Annotated in this window: 13 protein-coding genes; 8 read left to right on the top strand and 5 right to left on the bottom strand. The window is 59.1% G+C overall.

What is annotated here, in order from left to right; genetic code table 11:
* Positions 1–2: 2 nt before the first annotated feature.
* From ASD50_RS18220 to lptF, 4 genes are all read right to left on the bottom strand, one after another.
* On the bottom strand, positions 3–932 hold the full coding sequence (locus ASD50_RS18220) for a peptidylprolyl isomerase (protein ID WP_056244239.1): 930 nt from the start codon (positions 930–932) through the stop codon (positions 3–5).
* Between the two features lie 89 nt (positions 933–1,021).
* On the bottom strand, positions 1,022–3,433 hold the full coding sequence (locus tag ASD50_RS18215) for an LPS-assembly protein LptD (protein ID WP_056244236.1): 2,412 nt from the start codon (positions 3,431–3,433) through the stop codon (positions 1,022–1,024).
* On the bottom strand, positions 3,433–4,521 hold the full coding sequence (lptG, locus tag ASD50_RS18210) for an LPS export ABC transporter permease LptG (protein ID WP_200952436.1): 1,089 nt from the start codon (positions 4,519–4,521) through the stop codon (positions 3,433–3,435). The genes ASD50_RS18215 and lptG overlap by 1 nt, the downstream gene beginning before the upstream one ends.
* The gene (gene lptF, locus ASD50_RS18205; RefSeq protein WP_056244231.1) at positions 4,518–5,711 is read right to left on the bottom strand and encodes an LPS export ABC transporter permease LptF; all 1,194 of its coding nucleotides are present in this window, start codon (positions 5,709–5,711) and stop codon (positions 4,518–4,520) included. Before lptF ends, lptG begins: the two co-directional genes overlap by 4 nt.
* Before the next feature lie 314 nt (positions 5,712–6,025).
* Here lptF and ASD50_RS18200 point away from each other — a divergent pair, with 314 nt between their 5' ends.
* From ASD50_RS18200 to ASD50_RS18175, 6 genes are all read left to right on the top strand, one after another.
* Positions 6,026–7,531, top strand: coding sequence for a leucyl aminopeptidase (locus ASD50_RS18200; RefSeq protein ID WP_056244228.1), 1,506 nt, complete (start codon positions 6,026–6,028; stop codon positions 7,529–7,531).
* Between the two features lie 20 nt (positions 7,532–7,551).
* Positions 7,552–8,001 (top strand): DNA polymerase III subunit chi, encoded by a 450-nt coding sequence (locus ASD50_RS18195; protein WP_056244225.1) that lies wholly within the window; start codon positions 7,552–7,554, stop codon positions 7,999–8,001.
* A gap of 92 nt (positions 8,002–8,093) precedes the next feature.
* Complete coding sequence (locus ASD50_RS18190) at positions 8,094–8,720, top strand: hypothetical protein (protein ID WP_056244775.1); 627 nt, start codon at positions 8,094–8,096, stop codon at positions 8,718–8,720.
* Positions 8,717–9,565: a 23S rRNA (adenine(2030)-N(6))-methyltransferase RlmJ gene (locus tag ASD50_RS18185; RefSeq protein ID WP_056244223.1), complete on the top strand. Its 849-nt coding sequence runs from the start codon at positions 8,717–8,719 to the stop codon at positions 9,563–9,565. Before ASD50_RS18190 ends, ASD50_RS18185 begins: the two co-directional genes overlap by 4 nt.
* Before the next feature lie 65 nt (positions 9,566–9,630).
* Positions 9,631–10,074, top strand: coding sequence for a hypothetical protein (locus ASD50_RS18180; RefSeq protein WP_056244220.1), 444 nt, complete (start codon positions 9,631–9,633; stop codon positions 10,072–10,074).
* A gap of 119 nt (positions 10,075–10,193) precedes the next feature.
* Positions 10,194–10,790: a glutathione S-transferase family protein gene (locus ASD50_RS18175; protein ID WP_056244216.1), complete on the top strand. Its 597-nt coding sequence runs from the start codon at positions 10,194–10,196 to the stop codon at positions 10,788–10,790.
* Between the two features lie 62 nt (positions 10,791–10,852).
* Here ASD50_RS18175 and ASD50_RS18170 read toward each other — a convergent pair whose 3' ends face one another.
* The gene (locus tag ASD50_RS18170; protein ID WP_056244771.1) at positions 10,853–11,515 is read right to left on the bottom strand and encodes an outer membrane protein; all 663 of its coding nucleotides are present in this window, start codon (positions 11,513–11,515) and stop codon (positions 10,853–10,855) included.
* Between the two features lie 405 nt (positions 11,516–11,920).
* Between ASD50_RS18170 and ASD50_RS18165 the strand changes: the two genes are divergently transcribed.
* A complete protein-coding gene (locus ASD50_RS18165; RefSeq protein WP_056244214.1) occupies positions 11,921–12,685 on the top strand; it encodes an SDR family oxidoreductase in 765 nt (254 codons plus the stop codon).
* On the top strand, positions 12,682–14,724 hold the full coding sequence (uvrC, locus tag ASD50_RS18160) for an excinuclease ABC subunit UvrC (protein ID WP_056244211.1): 2,043 nt from the start codon (positions 12,682–12,684) through the stop codon (positions 14,722–14,724). The genes ASD50_RS18165 and uvrC overlap by 4 nt, the downstream gene beginning before the upstream one ends.
* The last annotated feature ends 13 nt before the right edge of the window (positions 14,725–14,737 follow it).

Below are 14,737 nucleotides of genomic sequence, written 5' to 3'. Positions count from 1 at the left end.
GTTCAGCGCTGGACGATACGGGCCTTTTTCTTCAGGTCGTCCAGATATTTCTTGCTGAACTCGTCGGTCTTGCCGGTGGCATCGCCTTCACTCTGGAAGACCATCTGCGCGACCTTGTCATCGGAAACTTCGCGCGCACTGCACACGCCGATGAACTCCACGCCACGTTCGGTTTCGCGAACGGTTGTAGCCGCACCGGTCTTGGTCTTCTTGATCTGCTCGGCCCAATCCGGGGGGAGTTGCGGCGCAAGCACCCGTCCAAGGTCACGAACGGTGACGTCAATCAGGCCTTTGGCGAACTCGTGCGTCGTGCCGCAGCCGTTAAAGCGCCCGCGCATGGCTTCCGCTTCGCGCTTGCGCTTGCCGAGCGTTGCACTGCGCTCGGAAGCGGGCACAACGAAAATCACCTGCTGCAGCATGTATTCCGTGGCTGTGGGCTTGGTGCCGCCATTGTCCAGCATCTTGCGCACGACGTCTTGCTGGCTGAGGCCATTGCCGCCGCCTTGCTCGGCGCGATAACGCGCACTAAGCGCCTGGTTCCAAGCCAATTGGGCCCGGATGAACTCCTTGAAGTGTTCCTTGGTGACGCCGCCCTGAGCCATGACGCCGTCGAGCTGCTTCAACTGCATCTTGTTGTTGGAGGCGAAGCGGGCGTAGGCATCGTTGACCTGCTGGTCGGTGACACGGATGCCGAGCCGCCGGGCTTCGGTCAAACGTATCGTCTGCTCGATCATTTCGTTGGCCGCATCGCCCTTGCGGCGCTGCAGGCGCAGGAATGCGGACCTGTGCTGAATGTCGCCGCTGGTGACCGGAACATCGTTGACGATGTACTTGATCTGGCTGGCCATAGCCGGAGGCGTCATCGAGGTGAATGAAACCGCCGTGGCTGCCACGAGAAGGGCGAAGCTTGCTGAAAAGATGTACTTCCGCATCAAGGCAATCCGGATTGTTCTTCGTTTATTACGGTATGCCAACTCATGCCTGCTCTATGCGGCAAAACCGTGTCGACACCTGTGGCTGACTATTCAGTAAAGGAGCTTGTCGCCGATCCAAAGTCGCCCAGAGTACGGAACGAGATATTGAATCCGATGCTTTGCGACACTTCCTTCGTGTCCCGGTCCCGTGTCTCGGAGAATGTCATCAGATAGGTGAAGCAGTCGTCGGCGTAACCGAAGCCGATGCCGTCCTTGACCAGAACATTCGTTTGCAGATCGTAGGTGCCCGAACCGAAGACACGCCAGTTTTCGCTAAGCTGAGCCGAACCGCCAAGCATGACTTCGTGCCGGTCTTCGGCAAATCCGTAAAGCGGCTGCTTCTGGATGAAGGCATACTTGGCCGAAACCGAAATCGGTTGCCCGGTGAAGCCAAGCTTCACCTCGGAGCGCCGTACTTCCAGGGTCTGTTCGTCGAAGCGGCCGCTCAATGAAGCCGAAAGGCCGGTGGGGCTCGCTATGCCGACAAGACCGACGAAATCGGAGCGGTCGGTTTCAAGGCCTGAATTTGCCCCGACGTTGACCATGTCCGGTTCCGCAAAGGAATTGTGGCCGTCCAGATGGTAGGATTGGCCGAACAGTCCGTTCGTCGTCCAGCCGTTTTCGAAGCTGCCCGAGTAGCGGATGCCCAGATTCGCGCGCGTGCCGCCTTCGATGCGGTCATAGCCGGAGAACTTGTCACGCTCGAACAACGTCGAGGCGTCGAAGACGAAGCTTTGCGCATCTTCGTTCGGAACGGCGAGCCCGCCCACATAAGTCTCGTTCGGGCGAACGAACAACTGCGCCATTGGCTCGAATACATGTGACGAGCCGACGCTGGAGAACAGGATCGGGAAGCGCCATTCGAGACCCAGCGTAGCCATGCTGCGGAAGAACGACGAACGCACGTCCGCATTGGTATTGATGTCCGGGTTCAAGGCCATATTGTCGATTGCGGCGAGCGATGCCGACGAAGCGTTGACGAAATTGCCATCGGCCTGGAATGCCAGCAGCGGCGTGAAAACCATGCCGCCATCGGTGACGAACGACCGCTTCCATTCCGCTTCGGCGGTCAGACGGCCGGATTCGCCTTCGATGCCGCGAACGCTCTCGAAAAAGCCGGGGTTGGTGAGGGAGTCAGCCGTGTCCAGACTGCTGCGGTGAATTGCCCGCGCGTTGAGATTTACCGAAAGCTGGCCGCCCGCAAGCGGAGTATCCGGAATATAGGCGTAGTCGAATGAGGGCAGGACCCAAGGCTGCTCGTCGTTCCTGGCCCGCGGATGGGTGTCCAGGAGGTTCTCCTGAACCTCGAACTTCATGCCCCTCAGGTCGAAGTAATTCCGATCGTTCAGGCCGGTCAGATACACTTCGGAGCGGTGGACGTAATCGTTGAACCCATCGATATTGTAGGTACGGGCGAAGTTCTTGTCCGACTGGAGCATGATGTCCCAGCCGAAATCCCATCTCGAATTGATGGCGAACTGGCCCTTGGTGCCCATCATGCCGCGAAGCTTGTTCGGGTCTCCCGCAGCACCGCTATCGACCGTATCCCTCGTAGTCCGGAAGGCATCCGGATCCTGCTGGTGGATGCCGGCAATTTTCAAGCTGTACTGGCCGTTGTTGAACCGTTGACGCCATTCCGCTTCGCCAAGAAAACCCTGCTTGGTGAAGTAGTTGCCCTTGACCGTCAGGTCGTAGGTCGGCGACAGCGCGAAATAGTAGGGGATGCCGACGCCAGCACCGAGTTCGGTGTTGTAGCTGACCGAAGGGAAGAGGAATCCGCTTTTGCGCTTGACCGTCGGGTCTGCGATTTCGAACGCGGGCAGATAGGCGATCGGGAAGCCGAAGAACTCGAAGTTGGAATCCTCAAAGCGAACCGTCTTTTTCTGCCCATTCCAGATGATCTTGCGCGCTTTCACGCGCCAGATGGGGGCCTGGTCGGGCTTGTCTTCGCAAGGTTCGCAGGCCGTGTAGACGCCATTGTGGAATGTCGTCAAAACGCCGCCCATACGCTCAGCGCTTTCCGCGGCAAAATAGGTCTTGTCTACGGTTTCGACACGCAGCGCGTTGACGAAGCCGTCAGCGAAGTCATCGGTGATGTCGATGTGCTCGGAATTGATCTTCGTCCCATCGCTCTGGACGATCTGCACGTTGCCGCTCGCCACGAGGCGCTGGGTCTTGCGATTATATTCCACGCGCTGGGCGACCAGCCGGTTGCCACCGTAGTCGATCTGCACCCCGCCTACTGCCGTGACAGTCTGAGCGTCGTTGTCATAGACAAGCGTATCGGACTCCAGCAGCATCTGCGCATTTGCCGGAATTTCCGCAGACAAGTCGGGCACTTCCTGCGCCCAGGATGGAACGGTCACGGCACCAGCGGCGAGCAGGCATGCAAGCCCGCTCACTCCACACAGGAGCGCGAAACGGCTCGACCGTCCGTTCTGCAAACCCGCCCCCCTCACTAGCCGTCTTCCTTATACAAAAGGAACGTTACCCCGAAAAACATTGCCACAACAACTGGAAACCATGCCGCAATCAAAGTCGGCACAAAACCAGCCACGCCAAATGCTTTGACGAGAACCGAAACGACATAAAGCAGAAACCCGGCGACAACGCCACCTAGAATCATCGTTGCCGATTGGCCCATTCGTGCAAAACGCATCGAAACCGTCGCAGCGATCAGCGTCATGGCCACCAGAAGGAAAGGCAGGGCCACTAGCGAATCGAACTGCATCGCGAAGGCATTTGCACTGAGGCCGAATGAGCGGGCAACCTCAATCTTGCCCGGCAAGTCATAGAAAGGAATGGTTTCCGGTCGTGCCAGCCTTTCCTGAACGAACTCCGGCTTCAGGTCGGTGGGAATCTGGGCAAGCTTCTGGATTTGCTTGGTTCCCGCATCCGTCATGGTGCTGACGTCATGGAGTTCCCAATATCCGTCGCGCAGAAAAACGCGCTTGGCGTCCTTGCGTTCGACGATATCGCCGTTCTTGTCGAGAACGAAGAAGGTGGCATCGGCCATCTCCAGTCCCTGGTTCAAGATGGCGCGGGCACCGATGATGGTGTCGCCCGAGGTGGTTTTTTGCCGGATCCAGGGTGTGGAGTCCTCATCGACAGCATTGGAGCTACCCGAACGCAGGAGACTTTCGATGTGCTGAGAGCGGGAAAGGCCATGCGCGGCGAGGGGATTGAGGACGCCTACGGCCAGCACGCCGAACAATAGTGCGCCAAGGCAAACCGGCAGCAGGAATTGCCAGGCCGATATGCCGGCGGCGCGCGCCACGACCAGCTCATACTTGCGATTAAGCGAAACCAGCGTCGCCATTGCGGCAAACAAGCCGACGAAGGGGACGGTCTGGAGGACAAGCATCGGAACGCGAAGCGCGGAAATGAGTGCGCCGATCTGGTAGCTGAATCCAGGTATGCGTGACGTCCGGCTGGTGAGCTCCGTAAAATCGATCAGGAACACCAGCGCAAAAATGCCCAGGAAGAACCACGTCGTGATGGTGGCGTACCGAAACAGGAAATATCGTCCGAGTGTCCAGCCCATCAAGCCGACCCTCGTCTTGAATTGACGGAGCGATACCGGAAGGAAGCAAACGTGCCAAGGACGCGGCCCACCAACCCGACGACCATATCGATCAATCCGATTGGGAGCTCCATCGCTCGCTGCGTCCTGATGAACCAGATCGAAACGAGCGCCATCCCGACAGGAATGACATACATCAGGTAGCCGAATATCGGTTCAGTTCTCGATTGCCCTTCGGCAAAGAACGCCATCCAGCGAACAAGAAGGGCAATGCAGATGGTCGTAACCAGAGGATGGATGCGAGCCTCGCGATGCGATCTGGCATCCCCGGCCACCGCCAGTGCGATCAGCGCGAAGGTTATCGGAAACAACCATTCCGAAAAACGCTTGTTGATCTCGCTGCGATAGGTGCCCGGAGCCTTCTTGTAGGCGTCATCGTTGGGATCGGGATTGAGAAGATACTGGGTGGTCTGGTCTTTCGGCAGGCGCACGACACCGCCCGTGTTGGAACCGAAAGCGGAAAGATCGAATGCGTAGGAGGTGAAGTGAACCAACGAGACATTGCCGTCGACGGATTTGCGGTGGATGACGCCGTCCGTCATCAACAAAGCCTTGTCGTCACCCTGATCGATTACGGCGCCGCGCTTGGCGTAATAGACCAGGTCGGTTCCTTCCTGCCGGCTATCGGCAACAAAGATGCCGCCTAGCTGGTTGCCGGGCAGGCGCTCGCCGATTTGCACGAACAGGCCGTTTTCAACCTTCCGGAACGTGCCTTCCTGAATCACCAGCGACAGGAAGTCGGCGCGGGCGCTGGCAACGAGGTCACGGTTCTTCTGGCGAGCGTAGGGCTCAACGCCGTTCTGAACCACGAAGCAGAGAATGCTCGCCGCCACCGCAACCATCAATATGGGCTTCACGATGGTGACCCTGGATGCGCCCGAAGCATTTATCACCACAAGTTCCGAATCGGCATTCATCGAGCTCAGGGTTTGCGCAACTGCACCTGCAAGCGCGAACGGAACGACAATCGGTATGACCGTTGGAAGGATGAGGGTGGCAACCTCAAAGAAAGTCAAAGCTGATTGCCCGCTATCGGTCACGAGGTCTATGCGAGCCAATACCTGCGTCGTCCAGACGATTGCCAACGTCCAGACCAAGGCGCCGAGGAACAACACGAGCGCACGCCGCAATATGTAGCGTTCGATAACCTTCATGCAGTGGGGATTCTCGATTGGCTTTCCGGCATCGCGCCTCAGAACTGATTATCCGTCCGGTCATGCCTGTTCAACAAATGCATTCACCGGTCTCTCGGGAGCATGCTTTCTCGCCCGCGCCAATGTCGCGGAGAATGGATAAGAAAGCGCGAAGGCTCATGGTTAATGATGGCTTGTGGCGAAAACGTGCGTCGGGTTACGGCCAAACGTCCTTTAGCATGGTCTTAGCAAGCCTTTGCGCAACACGGGTTGCCAAATGACGGAAAACGACGAAATGTCGCGTTCCCTTCAGAATAACCGCCAAGCAGGTCTTCATGGCTTCGATATCTTCCGTGACGTTTTCCAGGTTTGCAGCGCCCAAAAAGGGAGCTGTGTACGTGTTTTCGGCCGAGGAGGCGGGCATCGGACCCGAAACGTCGAAATATGTGCCCGTAAAGGCAGTTGAACGCGCGCTTGCGGCGGCCGATTTCTCCGGCAAGCTCGGGACTCAGGTGGAAATTCTGGCGCCGCACGACACGCCACTCGACAAGATTACAGTGATAGGCGTCGGCAAGCTTGCCGGCCTGGATGAACATGCCTGGACAAAGCTTGGCGGAATCATTGCGGGTTCGCTCGGCAAAGCCGCCGAAGCAACCATCATTCTCGATTTGCCGGATACTGTCGTAAGCGGTGTCGATGCGGCCAATGCAGCCGCAGGCGGTTTGCTCCGCGGCTATGCTTTCGACAAATACAAGACCCGCGCCTCGAACGGCGACGGTGATGCAGCCGATGCCAAGAAGAAATCCGCCAAGATAACAATCATGTGTGCCGATCCTGCATCGGCCAGGAAGGCGTTCGCCGCCGCCAAGGCAACGGTAGACGGGGTGTTGCTTGCGCGTGATCTCGTCAACGAGCCGGCCAATATCCTTGGGCCGGTGGAGTTTGCCACGCGCATCAAGGAACTCGAAGCACTTGGTGTTGCGGTCGAAATCCTGACGGAAAAGGAGATGAAGAAGCTGGGGATGGGAGCCCTGCTTGGCGTGGCCCAGGGTTCTCCGCGCGGGGCGCGGTTGGCCGTCATGCAGTGGAATGGCGGCGGCGCCAAGGACAAGCCGGTGGCTTTCGTAGGCAAGGGCGTGACATTCGACACCGGCGGCAATTCAATAAAAACCGCATCCGGCATGGAAGACATGAAGGGAGACATGGGTGGCGCGGCGGCTGTCACAGGATTGATGCACGCCCTGGCTGCGCGGAAAGCCAAGGCCAATGTCGTTGGCATCGTCGGGTTGGTTGAAAACTCGGTCGACGGGCATGCGCAAAGGCCCGGAGACATCGTGACCTCGATGTCCGGGCAGACCATCGAAGTACTCAACACGGATGCCGAAGGGCGCCTCGTTCTGGCCGACGCGCTTTGGTACTGTAACGACCGCTTCCAGCCACGGTTCATGGTCAATCTGGCGACGCTGACAGGCGCCATCATGGTCGCGCTTGGCCAGCATCATGCGGGCTTGTTCTCCAACGACGACGAACTGGCAGACCGGCTGGTGGGAGCGGGGACGGCGACGCAGGAAAGGCTCTGGCGCATGCCGCTAGGTAGCGAGTACGACAAATTGCTCGAATCGAAGAACGCCGACATGAAGAACATCGGCGGCCGCTATGGCGGCGCGATCACGGCGGCCCAGTTCCTTCAACGCTTCGTCAGGGACACGCCGTGGGCGCATCTTGATATTGCCGGCACGGCAATGGGCGCGCCGGCAAGCGAGATCAATACGTCGTGGGGCTCGGGATTCGGGGTCAGGTTGCTCGATCGGCTCGTTCGCGACCACTATGAACGCCAATGACTTTGTGCTGATTGCCGGTTATGACCGAGATCCTTTTCTACCATTTGACGGAGTCCACGCTTGAAGATGCGCTTCCGGGCCTGCTGGAACGCAGTATCGGTCGTGGTTGGCGCGCGGTCGTCCAAACCGGTAGCGAAGACCGGCGCGATGCGCTCGACCAGCATCTGTGGACGTTCCGCGACGATTCCTTCCTGGCCCATGCAAGTGATCGCGAGGCCTTCCCACAAGAGCAGCCGATCCTGTTGACCACCGGCGACGGCAACCAGAACGACGCGCAGATCAGGTTCCTGGTAGATGGCGCCGAACCGCCTGATCTTGCTGGCTATGAGCGTGCGGTTTTCCTGTTCGACGGTCACGATACGACACAAGTTGAAGCTGCCCGGCAGCATTGGAAAACGATGAAGTCGGCCGGCCATGCAGTGACTTACTGGCAGCAAACGGCGGACAACAGATGGGAACGAAAGGCGTGATTGCGGCACACCGGCGTCAGGCTTCTGGACAAATCGTGCCGGTTGAGGTGGATAGCCTCCACCCGTGCTCGTAGGTGATCTGGGAACAGCTGATGCGTCTGTTTTTCTTGTTGGTGCTTTTGGCTGGTCTCGGGATGGGCTTTGTCTATCCGTGGTCTGTTAGCAACTTCTCGGGCCGGGAGATCGGAACATGGCCGGTTTATCGCCAAGGTCGCTTTGAGCCGGTCGAGGTTCAACTGTCGCCGACCGACGCACCGGTGCGCGTTCTGTTGGACCTGACAACCGACGCCAACGATCTGTTTGCCCCTGTTGGAGCCGTGCTGACCATAACAGCCTCGGAGAACGGCAAAACGGTTCTTGCAGAGACGCTTCGGTTCGCGGGCGAGTCGCAAATTCGCGACAAGAGCCCGCAAGTCGCTCAAAAGGTTGCGCGCGACGATGCCGGCCTGATCGCGGTGGTGCATGACGGCACCTACCGGTTCAACGTCGGCCGCGGCGACGCCGAGGGTCCGCATATCAAGGCGGTCGATCTGGTCTTGCGGGCTGGTTCGGGCGAGGTCGATGCGCGCTTCCAGCCGATCGGGATTTCCCTGATGGCAGTCGGCTTCATCGGGCTCGTGCTGGCATTTCGCCGGAAGCGTTCGGGCAATCCGCAGAATCCGAATTCGCAACCGCCGCCTCCGCGTTGGGGCAGGGGTGGTGGCATCGACGGGAAATGAACTACCGGCACGCCTATCACGCGGGAAATTTTGCCGATGTCGTCAAGCATGCGGTACTGGCCCGGATCGTCGAATACCTGAAACAGAAGGACAAGGCGTTCCGGGTGATCGACACCCATGCCGGCATCGGCCTGTATGATCTGTCTTCGCCGGAGTCCGGCAAGACCGGCGAGTGGCACGGCGGCGTTGGCCGGGTGATGGGCGCCGAACTTGATCCGAATCTGTCGGCGTTCCTGGCCCCATATCTCGACGCGGTACGTGCAGCCAATCCGCAGGGTGAACTTGCGCACTATCCGGGTTCGCCCTTTGTCGTGCACCACTTGCTGCGCAAGCAGGATCGATTGTCGGCCGTCGAACTGCACCCGCAGGATGCTTCACGGCTGAAGGCGGTGTTCGCCGGCGACATTCAGGTGAGGGTGATTGAGCTCGATGGCTGGCTTGCCCTTGGCGCTCATCTGCCACCAAAGGAAAAGCGCGGACTTGTGCTGGTTGATCCGCCGTTCGAACAGGCCGGCGAATTCGATCGCTTGTTGAATGGGTTGAGCAAGGCGCACCAGCGTTGGCCGGGCGGGATCTACGCCTTGTGGTATCCGATCAAGGACCGCGACGCAGTTGCCGGGTTTCGGCGAGGGTTGGCCGAGAGCGGCATCCCCAAAATCCTCGATATCAGCTTCGATATCCGGCCATCGGGCAGGGAACCGAGGTTGGATGGCAGTGGCATGGTGGTGGTCAATCCGCCTTTCACACTGGAAGAAGAACTGCGAGGCGCGCTTCCTGCCTTGCATGGATTACTGGCTGAGGAGCCCGGAGCGCCCTGGTCCGTCAGGTGGCTGACGCCGGGTTGAATCTGACGCTTGACCGCGACCGCTGAAATCCTCACAGTGCGGCCAAATCGCTTCGAGAGGCTGATATGATCCGCGCCATAAAGTCTGCATTCCTTGCATTCTCCTGCCTTTGCGCACCCGTGGCCCTGTCGTCGGTAGCGCACGCGGCCGACCTTTCGACCTATGTCGACGAAGGAGATGCGAGCGTCTGCAACATGCCCGCCGTGTTGAGCCGCATCACAAGCCGGTTCGACCATCAGGTCCACAACGTGCCGAACCTTCCGGACGTGGCGATCACCGATTTCAGCCGTATCCATTTGCACCGCAGCCTGCCTGCGAGCGAAAGGTGGCCGATTGCGCGCCACTATTGCGGCGCTACCGTCACCTTGTCGGACGGCCGCGATCGCGACATCTGGTATCTGATCGAGGAAGGGCAGGGCTTGGCCTCCATTGGCGACAATGTCGAGTTCTGCGTTTCCGGGTTCGACCGCTGGATGGTCTACAACGGCGGCTGCCGCGTCCTGCGCTGAACCGCCAATACGTTCCGATAGGTCCGGTTTCAGCGTCTAATCGGCTGAATTCCTGTCATTGGCCGTTGCTTTGAGCAAAGCGCGGAATAATGTGCCGCTGCCAATAACAGGAAACGACTATGCCCAAACTGCTCTACGCCTCAGCTTCGCCCTACAGCGCCAAGGTTCGGATGGCCGCCGCCTATGCCAGCATCGCCATAGACGCCGTTCCGACCAAGACGGACGATCAGCCCACGGTGCTGGTAGGGGCAAACCCGCTCGGGAAAATTCCTACACTCCTGCTCGATGATGGCGCCGTCGTCTATGACAGCCGTGCGATCACGCAATATCTGAACCGTCTTTCCAAGAATGCGCTGTTTCCGCGCAATCCCGAAAAGCGGACTGAAGCGGAGGTTCTGGAAGCATTGGCCGACGGCATCTGCGATTGCGCGCTCTCGATTGTCTACGAGCGGCGGCTGCGGCCCGAGCAGTTTGTTTTCCAGCCTTGGATCGACAAGCAGTGGGAAAAGGTGACCCGCTCGCTGGATCATCTCAATGCCAACCCACCCAAGCTGCCGAAGAAGATCACGGTCGGCCAGATCGCCTTGCGCGCTACGCTGGGTTATCTTTCGCTGCGATTTCAAGGCAAATGGGAGAAGGGGCGCGGACGGCTGACGCGTTGGGCCGCGCGCTTCGATGAGAAGTTTCCCGAGTTGAAGGGATGCATCCCTTCCTGAGCCGGCACAACAAAAAGCCGGGGTGAAAGCCCCGGCTTCTCGTTTTCATTCCGATCGTCAGATCAGAACTTCATGCCAACGCCGAAGGTGACGCGGTTGTCACGGGCGTCAAAGTCGCGCGCACCGGCACCAGTATTGAAGTCCTGGCTGCCGTAGTCGGTGTAGCGGTACTCCACGCGGCCGAACACATTGTCGGTCAGCTTGATGTCGGTGCCGACACCGGCAGTCCAGCCGAACATGGTGTTGCGATCGCTGCCGACGGCGTCGGTGATCTTGACGCTCTGGCCTGCGCCACCGGCTGTACCGTAGAGCAGGATGTCGGGGCTGATCGAATAGCCGAGGCGCGCACGCAGCGAGCCTTCAACGCCACCTTCGGATTCAACGCCGGCATTGTCGCCCTTTACGCCGTTGTATCCGATGTCGCCTTCGGCACCGACGACGAAGTTGTCCATCTGGTAGTTGTAGCCGACGAACGCGCCGCCGAGGAAACCATCCGTGTTGATGGTGTTGCCCGGCTCTTCAACGCGACCGCTGAAGCCGTAGCCGATGTTCACACCGGCATAAGGACCGGCCCACGAGGCGACGGGAAGTTCGGCAACTGGCGCCACGGGCGCCGGCGGCTCTTCCATGACAACGTCGGCGGCATATGCGGGGATCGCAGAAGCGAAGGCAATCAGCCCAAGGGCAACGGCTGCCGGCTTTGCGAATTTGAGATTGGTAGTCATTGGTTCTAACTCCTTGAGCCACAGACACTGGCTTCCTTGACCTGAAAGGCGGTCGAACTGGGAGATAACGATCCCGTCTTTCATCGGTTCCGGAATTTGGTGATCAAATGCGGCGGAACCGAACCTGAACTTGGGTCATTCCCCGGCGCAAATGAGGCTGAAGCTTGACGTTGCATCGAGGCAACAGCCCTGTCAGGAGCCTTTGCCCGCGATTGCTGCACGGCGCTTGGTGCAAGGCGTTGCGACCTCTATATTGGCGATGTCGAACATCCGTGATGAACCGAATCACATCCCGCAAGGCCGCTTTTGCCACATTGCTGCCTCAGGAACGAACGGTGTCTGAACGCATCTAGTCGGAAAGCTGCGCCGTCAGGGCGCGGTTCGGCCAGATATGGAAAGTGAAAAATGACACGACTCGCTGGGACTGCATTGATAACGGGCGGCGCACGGCGGATCGGCCGGGCAATTGTCGAGGATCTTGCCGCGAACGGATTCGCAGTGGCCATTCACAGCAACAGCTCCGCAGATGAGGCTTCCGCTCTTGCCGCAGATATAAAGAAGGCCGGCGGGCAGGCAGCGGTTGTCGTGGCCGACCTCACCGACATGTCTGCCGTGGCCAAAGTTGTCTGGCAGGCGGAACGTGCGTTGGGGCCGGTATCGCTTCTGGTCAACAATGCGTCCTTGTTCGAGGACGATTCGGTGCTCGACTTCGATTGGCCGGAATGGGATCGTCATTTCGACATTCATTTGAAGGCGCCGGTGCTTTTGGCTCAAAAGTTCGCCGAGGCCTTGCCGGAAGCCACGGACGGCTTGATCGTGAATGTCATTGACCAGCGCGTATGGCGTCTCTCGCCACGATACTTTTCCTACACGCTGTCGAAGTCCGCGCTTTGGACCGCGACTCAAACTATGGCGCAGGCGCTGGCGCCGCGCATTCGCGTCAACGCTATCGGGCCGGGGCCAACCTTGAGGAACACGCGGCAAGATGACAGCGACTTCCGCAAACAGGTCGATGCCTTGCTGCTGAAGCAAAGCCCCGACCTTTCCGAATTCGGGGCAACCATCCGCTACCTTTGGCAGGCGCATTCTGTAACCGGCCAGATGATTGCGCTTGACGGCGGCCAGCATCTTGCTTGGCAGACGCCGGATGTGGCAGGCATTGTAGAATGACTATTGGCGAAAACGGCAAGGCCCGTGGCCGTGCCGCAGCGGACGATCTTCCGGAAACCGATCTCGACGATGATGCGGTTGACGAAGCTGTAGCGCCTACTGGTCCTGACGTATCTTTCACCGCCATAGATTGGAGTTCCCATGCCGGCGACGCTGACGGCAAGGTAGGCGCGGAGGTCATCCAGACGCTCGTCAAGCGCCTGCCCAATGCGCCCGGCGTTTATCGCATGATGAACGCCACCGGCGATGTGTTGTATGTCGGCAAGGCCCGTAGCCTGAAGAAGCGCGTAACCCAGTATGCGCAAGGCAGGTTCCACACCAATCGCATCGGGCGAATGGTTCGCGAAACCGCGACCATGGAATTCGTTGTTACGCGAACCGAAATTGAAGCTTTGCTTCTTGAAGCTAATCTTATCAAGCGGTTGCGACCTCGCTTTAATGTCTTGATGCGGGACGACAAGTCCTTTCCCTACATCTTGATCACGGATGATCACCCGTCGCCCGGCATCTACAAGCATCGCGGCGCACGTTCGCGAAAGGGCGACTACTTCGGCCCGTTCGCTTCCGCGCAAGCGGTTGGCCGCACCATCAATTCGCTTCAGCGGGCGTTTCTCTTGCGAAGCTGCACGGACTCCTTCTTCGAGAATCGAACGCGCCCCTGCCTTCTGTTTCAGATCAAGCGTTGTGCGGCACCTTGCACGGGCGAGATTTCGCACGCCGACTACGCAGCCCTTGTATCAGAGGCGAAAGACTTCCTGTCCGGTCGCAGCCAGAAGGTGAAATCCGAAATTTCGGTCGCTATGCAGCATGCGTCCGACGAACTCGATTTCGAACGGGCAGCTATCTACCGCGATCGTCTGGCGGCGTTGTCGCATGTCCAGAGCCATCAGGGCATCAACCCGCAATCGATCGAGGAGGCGGATGTCTTCGCCATTCACCAGGAAGGTGGCCAGACCTGCATCCAGGTGTTCTTCTTCCGCACTGGGCAGAATTGGGGCAATCGCGCCTACTTCCCGAAGGCCGACCCCGCACTTGAGGCGGCGGAAGTGCTGGGGTCGTTCCTGGCCCAGTTCTACGACGACAAGCCGACACCGCGAAGCGTGCTGCTTTCGCATGCTGTCGATGAGCAGGACCTGCTGGCCGAAGCCCTGACCACGCGGGCAGGGCGCAAAGTCTCCATATCGGTTCCACAGCGGGGAGAGAAAAAGGACTTGGCGGACAATGCCTTGCAGAATGCCCGCGAGGCGTTGGGCAGGCGCTTGGCCGAGACGTCTACCCAAGCTCGGCTGCTGGCGGGATTTGCTGAGACATTCGGGCTGGAAAACGCGCCGCAGCGGATCGAAATATACGATAACTCCCACATCATGGGCACCAACGCCGTCGGCGCAATGGTCGTTGCGGGCCAAGAGGGTTTCGTCAAAAACCAGTATCGCAAGTTCAATATCCGCTCGACCGACATTACGCCGGGCGACGACTTCGGCATGATGCGCGAAGTGATGGAGCGTCGGTTCTCCCGGTTGCTGAAGGAACATGGGGACGAACAAGGCGAGGCCTTGGAAGAACCGGCCTCAGATGGTTTTCCAGCTTGGCCCGATGTCATCCTGATCGACGGCGGTCAGGGGCAGATGACCGCGGTGCGCAAAATTCTGGCGGACCTCGGTATTGAAGATCGGGTTGTCGCTATCGGCATTGCAAAAGGTCAGGATCGTGAAGCGGGCCGTGAACGCTTCTTCCAGAGGGACAAAGCGTCGTTCACATTGCCGGTGCGCGACCCCGTATTGTATTTCATCCAGCGTTTGAGGGACGAGGCGCACCGTTTTGCGATCGGCTCGCACCGCGCCCGCCGCAAGAAGGAAATGATCAAGAGCCCACTGGATGAGATCAGTGGCATCGGGCCGGGGCGCAAGCGCGCGCTGCTCCTTCATTTCGGCACGGCCAAGGCCGTCAGTCGAGCGGCGGTTGAGGATCTCATGACCGTGGAAGGCATTTCCGAACGCGTGGCGCGGTTGGTCTACGATCATTTCCACGAGAACCGCTGACGGATGTCAGATT

Origin of the sequence: Mesorhizobium sp. Root552 (assembly GCF_001427285.1) — a bacterium.
Lineage (GTDB): Bacteria > Pseudomonadota > Alphaproteobacteria > Rhizobiales > Rhizobiaceae > Mesorhizobium.
The sequence above is the reverse complement of the archived record's forward strand: the minus strand, read 5'-3'. Positions and strand labels throughout refer to the sequence as shown.